The sequence below is a fragment of the Bartonella sp. WD16.2 genome (assembly GCF_002022505.1).
Lineage (GTDB): Bacteria > Pseudomonadota > Alphaproteobacteria > Rhizobiales > Rhizobiaceae > Bartonella.
In genome coordinates this window covers 1,305,345-1,320,649 of the sequence record NZ_CP019781.1, presented here as the reverse complement: position 1 = coordinate 1,320,649, position 15,305 = coordinate 1,305,345, and the positions used below count along the sequence as shown (strand labels likewise).

The 15,305-nt window shown below is 38.4% G+C and carries 11 protein-coding genes; 10 read left to right on the top strand and 1 reads right to left on the bottom strand.

The features are described 5' to 3' along the window. Positions 1 to 34: 34 nt before the first annotated feature. A complete protein-coding gene (locus BWD162_RS05730) occupies positions 35 to 3,298 on the bottom strand; it encodes an autotransporter outer membrane beta-barrel domain-containing protein (protein WP_078705795.1) in 3,264 nt (1,087 codons plus the stop codon). A gap of 453 nt (positions 3,299 to 3,751) precedes the next feature. Here BWD162_RS05730 and fliF point away from each other — a divergent pair, with 453 nt between their 5' ends. The 10 genes from fliF (at position 3,752) to BWD162_RS05680 (ending at position 15,305) form a co-directional block, all read left to right on the top strand. Then, positions 3,752 to 5,419: a flagellar basal-body MS-ring/collar protein FliF gene (fliF, locus tag BWD162_RS05725; protein WP_078705794.1), complete on the top strand. Its 1,668-nt coding sequence runs from the start codon at positions 3,752 to 3,754 to the stop codon at positions 5,417 to 5,419. Between the two features lie 21 nt (positions 5,420 to 5,440). Then, positions 5,441 to 6,193, top strand: a complete 753-nt coding sequence (locus BWD162_RS05720; RefSeq protein WP_078705793.1) for a hypothetical protein — start codon at positions 5,441 to 5,443, stop codon at positions 6,191 to 6,193. Beyond that, positions 6,190 to 7,422 (top strand): flagellar motor protein MotB, encoded by a 1,233-nt coding sequence (locus tag BWD162_RS05715; protein WP_078705792.1) that lies wholly within the window; start codon positions 6,190 to 6,192, stop codon positions 7,420 to 7,422. Before BWD162_RS05720 ends, BWD162_RS05715 begins: the two co-directional genes overlap by 4 nt. A 2-nt stretch (positions 7,423 to 7,424) precedes the next feature. Then, positions 7,425 to 8,771, top strand: coding sequence for a chemotaxis protein (locus BWD162_RS05710; RefSeq protein ID WP_078705791.1), 1,347 nt, complete (start codon positions 7,425 to 7,427; stop codon positions 8,769 to 8,771). Between the two features lie 2 nt (positions 8,772 to 8,773). Continuing rightward, positions 8,774 to 9,931, top strand: coding sequence for a flagellar hook-length control protein FliK (gene fliK, locus BWD162_RS05705; RefSeq protein ID WP_078705790.1), 1,158 nt, complete (start codon positions 8,774 to 8,776; stop codon positions 9,929 to 9,931). Beyond that, positions 9,906 to 10,460 carry a lytic transglycosylase domain-containing protein gene (locus tag BWD162_RS05700; protein WP_194284877.1) on the top strand — a complete coding sequence of 185 codons (555 nt, stop codon included), beginning with the start codon at positions 9,906 to 9,908 and terminating at the stop codon, positions 10,458 to 10,460. The genes fliK and BWD162_RS05700 overlap by 26 nt, the downstream gene beginning before the upstream one ends. A gap of 236 nt (positions 10,461 to 10,696) precedes the next feature. Further along, positions 10,697 to 11,383 (top strand): response regulator transcription factor, encoded by a 687-nt coding sequence (locus BWD162_RS05695; RefSeq protein ID WP_078705789.1) that lies wholly within the window; start codon positions 10,697 to 10,699, stop codon positions 11,381 to 11,383. A 222-nt stretch (positions 11,384 to 11,605) separates the two neighbouring features. Then, entirely contained in the window at positions 11,606 to 12,814 is a 1,209-nt protein-coding gene (locus BWD162_RS05690) for a flagellar hook protein FlgE (RefSeq protein ID WP_078705788.1), read from the top strand. Positions 12,815 to 12,844: 30 nt separating this feature from the next. Continuing rightward, a complete protein-coding gene (flgK, locus tag BWD162_RS05685; RefSeq protein ID WP_078705787.1) occupies positions 12,845 to 14,215 on the top strand; it encodes a flagellar hook-associated protein FlgK in 1,371 nt (456 codons plus the stop codon). Positions 14,216 to 14,222: 7 nt separating this feature from the next. Then, a complete protein-coding gene (locus tag BWD162_RS05680) occupies positions 14,223 to 15,305 on the top strand; it encodes a flagellar hook-associated family protein (RefSeq protein ID WP_078705786.1) in 1,083 nt (360 codons plus the stop codon).

Sequence of the window (15,305 nt, the reverse complement as noted above, 5' to 3'; positions counted from 1 at the left end):
CTGCCTTTTTAATCAAAATAAAATTACTACTGTTCTAAAAACGATACTGCAATCCCCCTGAGAGAGTCATTCCAGATATACCAGCTTTTTGAAGTTTTTGCTGATAGCTAATGTCTCCATGAAGTGCGATGTTTTGGAGTAGTTGTGCATTGATACCTACTCCTCCCTCAATTGCTGATCCCATAGGATCAAGACGGAAATTATCACCAGCGCGCATTGTTCCTTCATTGCCAAAAGTACTGATAAGGTTCAGTTTACCATAGACAGAAAAAAGATGGCCATCTTTGATTCGGTTAACGTTTTTTGTTAAACGCCCACCCATGCGAATTGCCCACTGATGAGGATTACCTATATCTACCTTAAAGTTATCAGCATCTTTGATGGTGTGGAACATCAATTGCTGATAAGCAATCTGTGCTTGTGGTTCAAATACCAAGTCTTCAACACTGGTTGCTAGTTTTTTACCCAGAACAGCAGATGCACTCCATGTTTTTGCATCGTCTAAGTTTGCAGTACGACCAATGACGGCATTGAAGATATTTCCTTTCAGGACACCGTAAGACAAGAATGCATTGACGTATATCCCATCGTTATGCTGAACGCTACTATAAGCTGTAATACCCCATTTTTCGAGCGCGGTTTTGTCAGCATCTGCCATATTTTTTGGCGTGAAAGAAAGTTTTCCGTAAGTTCCTAAAAGCCCAAAATATGAGGAAATGTTTTGCACTTCCAATGCAGCCAATGCAACGCCCGTTTGTATTGCAGTATAGCCGATATCAGCGCCATAGCCATATTCGAAAGCAGTGCGATTAGACGATAAAGTTGTTTTACTTCCATAGGAAGATAAGAAGAAAGGATTTCTCTTATCGTTTTTCATGTCCCATGGTAGCGCTGCTCGAATATCAGTTAAGAGAATATTTTGATTTTCGATATCAGTGAAACCAGTGGAAAATAAAGCGCTCGGCATCACCAGATAGTTTGCCATTTGCGGCACAAGAGCTTTTACTTTTGAGTTGGCAAGGTATTGATTTTGTAGACGGAAGTCCCAGAAATCATTATCTTTATTATCTACAACAACATCATCAACACTAACATTTCGATTATCTTCATCAGATGAATCATCTAAAGCAGGATCTTTTTCAAGCAACATTTGTTCAGGATTAGCTGAACCATTGCTCGATCCTGGTCCATAAGCATTCAGCGTATATTTATAAGGTGAGCCGCTAACTGTAGTATAACCATTTGCTAATTTGAAAGAATCCTCTTCTGCTTTTCCAGAGACTTGGATCAGAGAAATCCCACGTTCATTCCAAGGGACAAAACCGGTTGCTTCTGTAGCATTACCTTTCGCGTTAACATACACTGTTGTTGACCCTGATACATTGCCTTTAATAAGCAGATGGTCGGCTTTTTGCTCATCTTTCTTCTTACCATCGCTCCATTCAGCATTTAGGTAGAGTTTAGCATTACCTTTCGCGTTATAGACTGCTTCGGTGTTATTTTTTCCTGTTCCCACTTGTAATGTCTGATAATGACCTTCTGTTGGCCCATCAAAAATAACAGAACTATTATTAAGATTAAGCACAGAAATATCAGAGCGGGATCTTATCTCAACATCAAGCAACTGATCACCATCTGTTTCTTCTTTACTAGTCTTTAAAATCCATTTAGAGCCATTGTTGAGATTAAAGATTACATTATCTGTATCTGCAACTCTTGTCCCACCTTCTAAAACAGAATGATTTGCGGTTAAAGTAGCTTTAGTATTTTCTGTAATTTGCAGTAAAATATCAGCACGAATTTCTGAATTTTTAAGCGTGATATTACCATCAAAAATCTCAGAAGCATTCTCTTCAGATGCTTTAGAACTATGATTTTCAACAAGCTGTTTATTTCTCTCATCGTCAGAAATCTTATTGAGATTAATACCGATACCATTTTTAACAATAAGTTTTGTATTGATGAGGTTGACTTTATTATTTTGATTTTTCTGGTTGTATAACTCTAAACCAGTTTTATCCGCTTCTGCAAAAACATTAGCAACATCAATTTGTCCTCCTTCTCTTACGTGAAAGGCAGTACCCGCATGTTGGTGATCATCACCTTCGGCGATTGCAGTAACAATTCCTCCAGTCATTGTAACCTTCGTGTTTTCACCTTCTGCAAACAAACCATCACTTTTACTAGACGTAACTATAACATTAGCAAGCTTAATTTGTCCTCCATTTTTTGCGTAAACTGCGTGCTTTCCGTTAATCTTTCCTCCCACCATTGTGATTGTTGCGTTTTCACCTTCTGCAGACAGCCCGTATTCCTTAGAGGCAATTGCTACACCATTTAAGTTAACAACACTCTTTTCTTTAACCTCTACCGCTGCTTTATCTGCCGTAATAGACCCACCATCCATTATGATTTTTGCTTCTTTGTCTGTAAACAACCCAATATTCTTAGACGTGACTGTTACACCATTTAAGTTAACAGCACTCTTTTCTTTAACGTCCACCGCTGTTTTATCTGCCGTAATAGACCCACCATCCATTATGATTTTTGCTTCTTTGTCTGCAAACAACCCAATATTCTTAGACGTGACTGTTACACTACCGTTTAAATCGATGAGACCTTTATCTTCAGCCCACACTGCTGTTTCATCTGCCACGATTGAACCACCACTCATTGCAATTGTTGCATTTTCATTTTCTGCAGCGAGTCCAGTATCTTTAGACTTGACTGCTACATTGCTTAGTTCGATAGCACCTTTGTCTTTAGCCTCCACTGCTGTACCAATCACATCAATAGAACCGCCGTTCATTGCAATTTGCGCTTTCTCGCCCTCTGCAGATAACCCATAAGACCCCCCACCTTCATCATACTCAGACTTGATTGTTACACCATTCAAGTTTGCAATACCCTTATCTCCAACTTCCACTGCTACAACGTCTGCATTAATAAAGCCACCATTCATTATGATCATAGCGTTGTCTTTTACTTCAAGACCAATCGTAATATTTTCAATAGTTGTTTCGCCCTTCAAGTCAATCAGACTTCCAGAGCCACTAGCATTTGCACCAGTTCCATTCCCCTCCTTACCAGTCAGCGTTAGATTGGTGCCATTGATTTTACCACCCCCTGTCGCGCTAACAGCGCTTTCGCCCTCACCTTCAGCCTTATAGGCTTCACCAGACTCCGTCTTTATTTCACCATCAGTAGCGTTAAGAGTTTGCGCATGCGCATTCAGATGTACACCAAACAGTACAATAGCTACAGTTGCTGTGGACAATAAAAGGGACTTTTTATGCATGTGATATTTTCCTTACTTATAAACCCCATACTCATCCTCCCCGCTTATAAGAAGGATACAAATGGATTATTTTAGAATAAAAAACATTTTATTTCAATTTACATGTAAAATAAAGAATAATTTTTCTTATTTAAAAATAAATTAAAATAAAATACATATTGTTTATTTATAAAAATCATATTGTATTTAATTTGTAATTTCCTTTACTTAGATATACAGTATACAAGTTAATTTTTGACTGCTTTCTTTTATTAAAAGACGATATTATTATTAAAATAATGCTTTAAGATAATAGTCAATGGGTATCATGAGATTTTTTTGTTGAAAGTAGGCACCATTTTCGCACAAGTTTTATTTTTTATGGTTTGAGAAAAGGTATGAGTAAACAGCTATAGAAAAGTTGTCTTTCTTTGGTTCAAAATGGGTTTTTCTTAATAAAAATGGTGCAACTGTATGCTTGATAAACTTTTGGCTTTTCTTTCTTCTTCGGGGCGGGCTCTTCAGAAACTAGGGGTAAAGCGTCTTATTGCGCTTGGCCTGGTTGGAATCACGCTGTTTGGAACGATTTTATTTTCCAGTTTTTATTTAACACGTCCTTCTTATGAGACACTTTATATTGGTCTTTCTCGTGATGATGTGAATCGTATGGGAGTTGCTTTGGGCGAAACGGGAATTGCTTTTGATGTTTCTTCCGATGGAAGTTCTATTCAAGTTCCTGTGGGGCAGGCGGAAAAAGCTCGAATGTTTCTTGCAGAAAAAGGACTTCCCACATCAAATAATGCAGGGTATGAATTGTTTGATAATATGGGGTCATTGGGGTTAACATCTTTTATGCAGGAAATTACTCGCCAACGTGCTTTAGAAGGTGAGATTGCCCGCACAATTCAAGTTGTGCAAGGTGTAAAGGCTGCACGCGTTCATATCGTTTTACCAGATAAAGGATCATTCCGTAAGGCCAATCAAAAGCCTACAGCTTCTGTTGTGATTCGCACAGATGGTGGTTTTGCAGCCGAATCTGCCCAATCTATTCGCCAGTTAGTAGCTGCGGCCGTTCCCTCGCTTGAAGCAAGTTCTGTGACGGTTATGGATACACGGGGGCAGTTGTTGGCTTCTGGGGTTGATGCGGCGAATGGAGCTTCTGTTCGGATGGCTTTGCTTGAACAACAAGTTGCATCGCAAATTGATGCTAATATTCGTAAGCAATTGGTACCTTATCTTGGTCTGGATCACTTCCAAACTAGTGTGCAGGTTGATTTGGATACGGATCGTCGTCAGGTCAATGAAACTGTTTTTGATCCGGAATCGCAGGTTGTACGTTCTGTACGTTCTGTACGTGATCAAGCGGATAGTCAAAATAGTCGCAATAATGATGCTGTTGGAGTGGAACAAAATATACCACAAGAGGAAATTGCTAATGGTGGTGGAGAACGCTCAACTGATAAAAAGGACCGTCGTGAAGAAACTACTAATTATGAAATTAATTCTAAAATTATTTCCACTGTAAAAGATGGTTATAGCGTGAAAAAACTAGCTGTTGCCATTGTTGTGGATCGTGCACGTTTGGCTCTTGCAAAGGGCGACAATGAAAATTCTGAAAGTTTCATTAATGACGAAATTAATCGTATTCAGCAGATGGTGGCAACAGCTGCGGGGCTTGATCCAAAACGTGGTGATGTTATTAATGTTACAGCAGTTGATTTCATTGGTTATTCTGATAAAGATATGACTCCTATGCAAACACCTATTTGGAAATCATTGTCACATTATTTGTCCAGTTTCGTTAACGGGTTGGCTTTGGTTATTGCTGTCTTGTTGATTTTGTTCTTAGGTGTTCGCCCCTTGATGCGTGAGATGCGTGAGGGACAAAAGGCTCTTGGTAATGGAGAAAATGCTTTAGCAGGTCTTGAAAACGTGCCCGCTTTGGAAAAGCAATCTAGCACTAATGGAGAATTTAGTGGTACTGCAAGGGTAAAAGATGATACACTTAATGACTTGCGCAGTCGTATGCGTGTAGCACCCCAAAATCGTCTTGAGCAAATGATAGAAATGGATGAACAACGCTTTGCTGAGGTTTTACGCGAATGGGTTAATGACACTAATGCAACTGTACAACCCGCATAGATTTGCAGAGTGAGATGTTGAATGGAAGCGATCAATGGAATAGAAAAGATAGGTGAAGAATTAAAAAGAGAAGCAAGTGTATCGCTTGCTTCGTTTCTGAGTGATTTTTCACCTGTCAATGAAGATGCAGAGGTTTTACTTTTTAGTGATGAAGGTGAGCAGATATGTGATAATGAAAAATATGAAGAATTTTTGTTATCCAATACTGATTTTTTGGAAGAAGATATGGAAGAAATGTTGCCTCTCCATATTGCTTCTGATAATGCCGTTGATTCTGAAGTTGTCAAACAAAAAGCTTTTGATCAAGTTGAACAAAGAACGACAGAAGAGTTGCAAAAACAATTTGCGGCTGAAAAGCAGCAAATGGAGGAAGAGCATGCCAAAGCTATTGAAGCAACCAGGCAGGGGATGGTTGAAGCTCTGGGTGCTCAGATGCACAGCCAATTAATGGAAGGGCTTGCTAATTTGCGTCAAGGTATTGCTAAAGATATTGCGCAAATACTTGCTGCCTTTATTGGTGAGAAAATTACACAAGAAGCGCTTCAGCAATTTGCTACAAAGATGGCAGATCAAGTTATTGATACAAAGCAGCCTTTAGTGCTTGAAGGAAATGAAAAACTGCTTGAACAACTCAAAAAACAGGAGGGGTTTGATGCTTCTAAATTTGAATTTCAGTCAACTAATAGTGCAGAGATACGTTTACGTTATGGTAACGTGGTTACTGCTACACAGCTGACTCCCTTATTGGCAACGTTGCAGGAGTTGGTTCGATGAAATCTGATGGTGGACAGTCTCACTCTGAAATTATTATTGTTCGTCGTGGGGGTCATGACAATCATGACGAACATCATGGGGGTGTTTGGAAAATTGCTTATGCTGATTTTATGACAGCAATGATGGCACTTTTTCTTGTGATGTGGCTTGTTAACGCAAAAGATGAAGAAACTAAAGAGGCTATTGCAAATTATTTTAATCCAATCAAACTTATGGATTCTCAAACAAGTGATCGTAGCATTCAGAAAAAAAGTGATGTTGAGGAAAGCAAAATTTGTCCTGTTGGACAGACATGTGGAGGTGATGCTAAATCAGAAAGTGTTCAGTCGATTGGTTTGGAAGAAGCAGAGTTGATGCGTGATCCCTATAGCGGATTGGAAAAAATTGTTCAATCACAGAAAAATGTGCAAGATCTTCCTGATAAGGATGGGAAGCATGACGCTTTTATGGGTAGGAGCAAGGGTGATTCGAAAGAGAATTTACCAGTCACTGATTATCGGGATCCATTTTCACCTCATTATTGGAAGAAACATGCAGCATCTCATGAAAGTGCTAAAAGATTGACTTCACAGCAGGAGACGGTTGCAAATAACAGCACATTGAATGCGCGAGCAATAGAGTGGGAGGAGGGTCAGGCACAGCAGCAACTTGCGCAGGAAAATCTTCCTTCTCAGGCGTCACGTGATTTTGCAAAAGAGGTAGCAGATCTTATTAAAGAAATAACTGATGAAAATCATTTATCCGCTAGTGTGTTGCCAGTCAGAGAAGGCGTTATGATTGAGTTGATGGACCAGCCTGAGTATGAAATGTTTAGAGTTGGTTCATCTGTTCCTACGGCACAAACAGTTAAATTTATTGATCGTATAGCAAAAGTTATTGCACAGCATCCAGGAAATGTCGTGGTAAGTGGTCATACTGATGCACGGCCTTATCGTAGTGTAGCTCGTGATAATTGGCAACTTTCAACATCACGTGCACAGATGGCTTATTATATGTTAGTGCGCGGTGGTTTGGATGAAAAACGCATTTTGCGTGTTGAAGGTTATGCAGATCGGGATTTAAAAAACAGACAAGATCCTTATGCTTCTGAAAATCGGCGTATATCCATTTTTATACAGGATCCGAATGTTGATCGTGCACAGAAAATGCCTGCATTAGAAAAGACCCCATCTAAACAGTCGGGACAAAGACAAATGAAGTCAGTTTCTCAAGAGGAAAAAACACCGTGATTATGAGAAGGACATACGGTGCTGGTCTTTTGTTTTTTGTAACCTTTACACAAGGGATTTTTGCACAAGGAGCAGGGATCTCTATGCAAAAAGAAGAATCAGCTTCTTATAGACAAGCTGAGGCGATGTTTTTGGCGCAGGCAGTATCTTCTTCTAAATCTGTAGAGTCTTCTGTTAGATTAGGAACTGTTTTGTCTCGTCCAGTGCAGCTTGTTCGTTCTTTGCAAAATTTACAAGATCAAATTGTATCAGGCCAAGAGGAAGCACTGCAAAAACAACCGCAGATTTTAAGGGAAATTGGTGAAAAATTTTTAAATTTAAATCCTAAAGTTTGGAAAGATAAACAAAATCTTTATGCATTATTGATTTACCTTTTTAATGGTGGCAATCCTTCGGTTGTGCGTGTAATTTTAAAAAATTATGGGCAAGGGGTGATTGCAGAAAATATAGTGACTGGCGTTTTGGCTTATTTGTCTCATGAACAGGAAGTCTTTTTTAAAGTTTTTGCAAACTTAACTGATGAAGATATTCAGTCTATTCCACCTGCTTTATTTTTTTCTATAGTTCTTTCTACGGTTGGTAATACGATTATAGAAAATCCTGTTTTAGCTATGAAACAATTGGATCAAGTAAGGCTTCTTTCCTCGGGGACTTTATTTGAAGAAAGTGCAATTCGTCGTGAGATTAAGGTTGCGACTCTTCTCGGTAAGATGGACCTTTTGGCTTTATTAGTACGCAATTATGCAAGTCGATTTGGAAAGTCGCCTTATGCGAGTAACTTTTGGCGTGAGTTTGGAATTGCTATACCACGGATTGATGAGAAATTAGATGATCAACAGTTAGAGGCGTTGGTTTCATATGCACCACCTATGGTACAATTGATGGCATATATGGATGTGAGTCGCACTGCGTTGATTAATGCGCGTATGGAAAGAGCGCAATTGAGTGCTCAAAAGGCTCTGATATTAGCGCATAAACTTAACGTAAATGATGCACCGGCTCGCCTTTATTATGCAGCTAGTTTAGCTAGTTCTGTAACAGCATATGAAGCGCAACAATTGTTACAGAATATTTCATGCGAAGATTTATCAGAAAAAGATCGCTTGTTATTTATTGCTGCGCAGGCTGTGGCACAAAAAGTTACTTCTTCTTTAGTGGGTGGTCAAAAAGAAATTAAAACACAAAGTTCTATACAATTGCAAAGTCAAAAAGAGTTAGAGACAATGTCAAAAGAAGCTGTCGAGCAACAAAATGCTCCATCTTCTACGTCAACAGAAATGAAAATGAATCAGCTTATCGAACAAGCACAAGAAAAAATAGACGAAGTCGATAAATTATTGGGAACATAGATATGATGATAAATACTGATGAATTGTGTGATATTCTTTCTACATCAGTTTCTAAAGTTAATAAGGTTTCGGTCCAACCAAAAGAAGGCGTAAGAAATCAATTGCGTGAAGCGTTTAAAGCGCTGGTTAGTCAAGACACAAAGATGTCGGATGAAAAGGTTTTTGAAGAAGATTCTTCACATATTCAGGAACGAGAAGAAGAAGCTTTAAAGGAAGATCTAGAATTAGAACAAGATGGTGTTGAAACTTTAAGTGCAAAAAATAAACGTTTAACAGATAAAAAAAGAGTGCCTTTTCAAGATGTTTCTTGCCCTTTATGTTTGGTGCAACAATTTGTGAAACAAGAAAAAAATGTGCAAGAATCAGATAGATTTGAAAAAAATGAGAACTTGCCATCTTCTATGAAGAGTAATGTGAAAGATCAAAAGATTACAGAGATTCAAAAAGCGGATGTGGTTAAGGATGAAATTCAAGAAGAGCACCAAGTTAAAACCGTTGGAAAAAATCCGCTTGCACAGAAATTTGTACAAAATTTTACGCACAGTATTACACAAAATAATGAACCATTAATAACCCGTTTGGATGTAGGGGCTGAAAAATCTCAACTTCTAGAGAATCTTGAAATAGGTGATAAACTTGCTCTTCAAGGAGAAAATTCTAATTTAATCAATAAGTTAATCGATGTTGACATTACGTTAAATAAAAAGGTTGGTCATGTGCAATTGTTGCGTTTGAAGTTAACACCTGCTGAGCTTGGAACGATTGATGCTAAATTACGTATGAGTGCACAAGGGCTCCATGTTGAATTGCATATTCAACGTCAAGAAGCAGTGCGTCTTTTGGGTAATAATCAACAGATGTTGATCCGCATTTTGGAAAAGGTGCCTGTTAATGATGAAGGCCGCGTATTAGTCAGTATTATTGATAAAAGTGTTCAAACTATTCAGCATGGCCAGTCTTCGCAGATAGATCAAGGGTCTGGGCAGAATGATAGTGGACAGAATTTCAATGGTCAGCGTCAGGCTTTTGGTCATAAGGATCAGAATGAGCAAAATGAATCAAGGCAGTTTTTTAAACAGTTTTTATTGGTGGATTCATCGCTGTTGGATATTTCCGTTGACACTGTTCACCCACATGATCCTTATCGGTTGGTTGTGTAGCTTTGTTATACTGAACAACGCTACGGCTGCTAGAAATGTGTGTGAAGCGGAAATGATTGGCGCGTCTAAGCGTTATGGTATTCCTTTGGGCATTCTTTATGCAATTGGTTTAACAGAAACAGGTCATAAAGAATCACTTCAGCCTTATGCGTTAAATATTGATGGCAAAACTGTTTTTGCTAAAACGCAAACAGAAGCTTTACGTATTTTCAAAATTGCCCAACAGCGTGGTGCTAAATTAATCGATGTGGGTTGTATGCAAATCAACTATTTCTACCATCGTATGCATTTTTCTTCTGTGGCAGAGATGCTGCAACCTCATGTTAATGTGGATTATGCTGCGCGCTTTTTACGGAGTTTGCGTCAAAAAGAAGGCAGCTGGACTATGGCAGTCGCACGTTACCACGCTGGCCCCAATAACAATCCAGCTCAAAAACGTTACGTATGTCGTGTTATGCGTAATATGATTGCAAGTGGTTTTGGTCAATGGACTCCTAATTCTCGAGCATTTTGTAAAAGTGCGTCTTGAATCATTTTTTGAAAAAAAAATGGCATAGTGTTTCATTTTGAACAATTTTATATGTATTAAACAAGTATAAATTGTATATCAAAATTAATTATACAACTATAAATAGTAAATCATTGATTTATATAAGAATAAGTTAGAAAAATACTTGTATTTTAAAAGATTAAATTATACTCCTTATTAAGATTTAAATTTTTCCGCAAATAGATTTTAAATTAAGTTATTTGAATGAGAAGCGCATGATAGTTGTAGTAGATGACCGTAAATTAGTGACGGATGGCTATTCTACGCTATTCGCTCGAGAAGGAGTAGCTACAACAGGTCTCCTTCCTTCAGATTTTAGTGAATGGATTTCAACAGCTCCGGATCATGAAGTAAGATCGATTGAAGCAGTTCTTTTAGGGAAATGTAAAAATCAAATCGAACTCCCAAAAGAAATTCGCACATATAGCTCTGCACCTATTTTAGCTATGACGGAAACAAATGTTCTCGATCATACGATAGAGCTTTTCCAAGCTGGGATTGACGATGTCTTACGCAAACCAATACACATACGTGAAATTCTAGCACGAATCGCTGCCATCCACCGACGCATTGGAGGTGATATCCGTAATGCTAGCTCTACAACAGAAATCGGCCCTATTAGCGTCTTTAACGATGGACGCGATCCACGCATCAATGGTGCAGACTTTCCTCTTCCACGCCGCGAAAGACGTATTCTCGAATATCTTGCAGCAAACTACGGCAAACGCGTTAATAAAACACAAATTTTCAATGCCATCTACGGCGTCTTCGATGATGTTATCGAAGAAAACGTTATTGAAAGCCACATTAGCAAACTTCGTAAAAAACTAAAATTAAAAATTGGTTACGATATTATCGATTCAAAACGCTTTCTCGGTTACAGTTTAGTAGTTAGAAATTAATGCTTTTAAAAAACTCCACCTTTTTCTATTTTTTTTCCTTCTTTTTAAGATGCACTGTAGTTAGCGCTAATAATTCCGCTCTCTCCTATGTCAAAAATTAAATTATTTGTAAAATGTGTCTTTTTTAAGATCATTTTATTTTGATAGAAATATTAAGCAAAAGTTTCGCGCAAGAAAGTCTGCTTATAATAACGTAATAAGCTAACATTAACAGGAGATAATATGAGTATTTATGGGATGATGCGTACGGGTGTTTCAGGTATGAACGCTCAAGGGACACGCCTTTCTGGTGTGGCAGAAAATGTCGCCAATGTTAATACGATTGGATATAAACGTACAGATGTCCAATTTTCTAATTATGTAATACCTTCTGGAGATTATGCTTATGTTCCTGGTGGAGTGAGGAGTCATGTTGGTCATGACATTTCAATTAGCGGTCCGGCGCGTGCAACAGGTCGGATGGCTGATGTGATGATTGATGGTAATGGTTTTTTTCGTGTTGCAGATGAAAACGGAATAGAATATTTAACGCGTGCGGGTTCTTTTGCTCGTGATAAGGATGGATATGTTCGTAATTTAACTGGATATTATCTTTTAGATGAGGATGGGCAAAGAATTCAAATTAAAGGTGGTCCGACTGATTTATTTGGTCCTGAGGTCACGACAAAAATTGATTTTAAAGTGAATTTTGACGCCAGTGCAATGGTTTTGGGTCCTGGAGATATTGATCCCAAAGACCCTGAAAGTTATAATCATAAAAAATCGGTAACCACTTATGATAGCCAGGGTAAGAAGGTCCAGGTTGATTTCTATATGCGTAAAACTGATGACAATGAGTGGACAGTTGATGCCTATGTTGGAGAAGAAAAGGTTGATACTACGGATTTGGTTTTTGATAAAGATGGTAATCTTAAAGATCCGGTAGACGATTTTAAATTAGCACTGCCAGAAAATGATGGGGAAGATGGTACTTTTGAAGTTGATGTGAACTTTGGTGGGGTAGGAAAAGATTCTTTAGTTACTCAGGTGGGTAATTTATCTGCCTTTGAACTTGAAGCAGATGGTATGGAATCTGGTGCTTTTGATAGTTTTACTTTTGGTCGCAATGGTGAGATTGAGGTAAGATATACTAATCATCAGATGCGTATTGTAGGATACGTAGGTATGACCACTGTGACATCGCCAGAAAATTTGACTGTTTTAAGTGGCACTGTTTTTGGGATTAATAGTCGTACAGGGGGTCAAATGATGGGACGTCCTGGAGATGGTGTATTTGGTTTGTTGTTTTCAGGTTATCTTGAAGATTCAAACGTTGAGATGAGCGATGAATTAACAGACATGATTGAAGCTCAACGTAGTTATACGGCTAACTCCAAAGTCTTTCAAACGGGTTCTGAATTAATGGATGTTATTGTTAATTTGAAACGATAATTTAGGTAAAATTTAAAAGGATTTCAAATTATGGCGTTTAACTCAACAATTAATACAGCACGAAACTCTCTTAAGGCGACTACAGGTCAATTGGGTATTGTTTCGCAAAATGTAGTTGGCGCTCAGGACCCAAACTATGTCCGACGAACCTCATATATAGAATCAGGGCCAAGAGGTTCTATTCATCTTATGGTTCGTCGTGACGGTGACATTCATTTATTGAATAATTATTTGGTCAAATCAAGTCAAGCTGCTGTTGCTGGCAGTATCGCTAACGGGCTTAATCGCTTGTCTAACATTTATGGGGTGGATGAATTTTCACGGGCACCTTCACAATTGCTTGGCGATTTTCAAAAAGCATTGCAAACTTATGCGAATGATCCACAACAGCGTTCTGCAGGAGATGCGGCCGTTGATCGTGCACGTGATTTGGTTTACAGTTTAAATGAAGGCAATCGTGAAATCGAAAAACTACGCAATGATGCGGATAGCGACATTCAAGACTCTGTTGATCATATTAACGATCTATTGCGACAGTTTCATGAGCTTGATCAACATGTAGTTCGAGAAAGAAACGCGGGGCGGGATGATAGCATCTATATGGATCAGAGAGATGCAGTTTTAAAAGCTTTATCTCAAGAAATTGGCATTAATACAGTGTATCATTCTGATGGGAGTATGACCATTTATGGTATGGATGGCAGCACTTTATATGATAAGACTCCGCGGGAGGTAACATTTCAATCGAGCAGCTCCTTGCCAGCTGGTGTTGCAGGAAAGCAAGTCTTTGTTGATGGCGTGCCATTAGGTCATCCATCTTTTGTTGAGCCTAATGGAGGTGGCAATCTTGGTGGATTGTTGAGGATACGTGATGAAATAGCACCACAATATCAAAAACAGTTGGACGAGATGGCAAATGCTTTGATGCAAATGTTTCCAGGGCCTCCTTCCTTGTTTTTAGATGATAATCAGCCAGATGGTGTTGTTGGTCCTATTGAGGGGTTGGCAGGGCGAATACGGCTTAATTCTGTATTTGATAGTAATACAGAAGGTGGTGGCCCAGAACATTTTGGTGAGGATCTTCAATCGTTAGTGGATGCTTTTGATCAAAAGCGGCCATTTGGAGCAGATACAGGTTTGTCTCCCGAACAATCTATTATGGATTTTGGTAAAAATTCAATTGGTTGGCTTGAAGGGTTACGTTCAGATGCAGATAAAGACGCAAAATATCACAGCACAATGTTTTTACATGCATCTGAAGCATTATCCAACGGAACGGGTGTAAATACAGATGATGAAATGGTGTTAATGTTACAATTAGAACAGACATATGCAGCCACTACGCGTATTATTAGTACAGTTGGTAAAATGTTAGACGATCTTATGATAGCAATTCGGTAGGTATGAAATGAGAGTTCCATCAGTTTCAACATATGTTTTAAGTAATGCACGGCGTGATGTAATTGCTAATGGGCAATCTGAATTAATGCAAGCAAGCTATGAAGCGACTACCGGAAAACTGTATGATCCAGGTCTTACATTAGGGCGCAGAACGGGACGTTTGGTGAATATTGAAAGCCAAATGAGTTATCTTGAAGGTTTTAGTAATACCAATAAATTGGCAATGTTAAGAATGTCCTCTATGCAAGCTGCAATACACAGTTTGATTTCATCCGGTGATGAAGTAGCTGCACCAGGAGCATTAACTCTTTTTAATAATATGCTTGTGGGCGATCCAGGAAATACAACGCCATCTGTGATACAAGCAGTTGCACAGAATTCTTTGAATGCATTTATTTCTGCTTTAAATACCAATTATAATGGTGAATATGTATTTGGTGGGACTAATACTAGTGAACCACCATTGAATTTTTATAAAATTGGTGGTGAAACGGGGCCTAGTAAAGTCGTAAAAGATACATTTGATGAATTTCTGGGTGGTAGAAAACCAGAAGATCTTACCAGTGAAGAGATGGAAGAATTTATTGATGGGCCGTTTAGTAGTTTATTTGATGAAGAAAATTTTACCAAAATTTTTTCAAATGCTCAAGATGGCTCTATTGAAAAGCGTATTTCATCGAATGGTGAAACAGTCAATGTTGCAGCGAGTGCTAATGAAAAAGGATTTCGCGATGCCTTGAAAAGTATGATTTTGGTGGCAGAATTTGGTGATATTGGTTTGTCAAAAGATGCGCAAGAAAGTCTATATTCAAAGGCGCGAACTTCTACTGATCAAACATCTACAAGTAGTTCTGTTAGTGAAATTATTGTTATAGCTTCCAGAATAGGGAGTGCTGAGGCAAGAGTAAAAACGGCTACACAACGAATTGAGATTCAAACAAATCTTCTCATGAATGCAAAGATTGATTTGATTGGTGTTGATTCAGTAGAGGCTATTCAGAAAGTTCAAACGTTAGAAGCGATGTTAAATCTTTCTTATACTTTAACAGGGCGGATAAGCCAGTTAAGTCTTGTTAATTATTTAAGATAA

What these genes read in the sequence shown, in the direction of transcription:
- BWD162_RS05730 (WP_078705795.1), bottom strand. Translation starts at nt 3,298, where the DNA reads ATGCATAAAAAGTCCCTTTTATTGTCCACAGCAACTGTAGCTATTGTA.
- fliF (WP_078705794.1), top strand. Translation starts at nt 3,752, where the DNA reads ATGCTTGATAAACTTTTGGCTTTTCTTTCTTCTTCGGGGCGGGCTCTT.
- BWD162_RS05720 (WP_078705793.1), top strand. Translation starts at nt 5,441, where the DNA reads ATGGAAGCGATCAATGGAATAGAAAAGATAGGTGAAGAATTAAAAAGA.
- BWD162_RS05715 (WP_078705792.1), top strand. Translation starts at nt 6,190, where the DNA reads ATGAAATCTGATGGTGGACAGTCTCACTCTGAAATTATTATTGTTCGT.
- BWD162_RS05710 (WP_078705791.1), top strand. Translation starts at nt 7,425, where the DNA reads ATGAGAAGGACATACGGTGCTGGTCTTTTGTTTTTTGTAACCTTTACA.
- fliK (WP_078705790.1), top strand. Translation starts at nt 8,774, where the DNA reads ATGATGATAAATACTGATGAATTGTGTGATATTCTTTCTACATCAGTT.
- BWD162_RS05700 (WP_194284877.1), top strand. Translation starts at nt 9,906, where the DNA reads ATGATCCTTATCGGTTGGTTGTGTAGCTTTGTTATACTGAACAACGCT.
- BWD162_RS05695 (WP_078705789.1), top strand. Translation starts at nt 10,697, where the DNA reads ATGATAGTTGTAGTAGATGACCGTAAATTAGTGACGGATGGCTATTCT.
- BWD162_RS05690 (WP_078705788.1), top strand. Translation starts at nt 11,606, where the DNA reads ATGAGTATTTATGGGATGATGCGTACGGGTGTTTCAGGTATGAACGCT.
- flgK (WP_078705787.1), top strand. Translation starts at nt 12,845, where the DNA reads ATGGCGTTTAACTCAACAATTAATACAGCACGAAACTCTCTTAAGGCG.
- BWD162_RS05680 (WP_078705786.1), top strand. Translation starts at nt 14,223, where the DNA reads ATGAGAGTTCCATCAGTTTCAACATATGTTTTAAGTAATGCACGGCGT.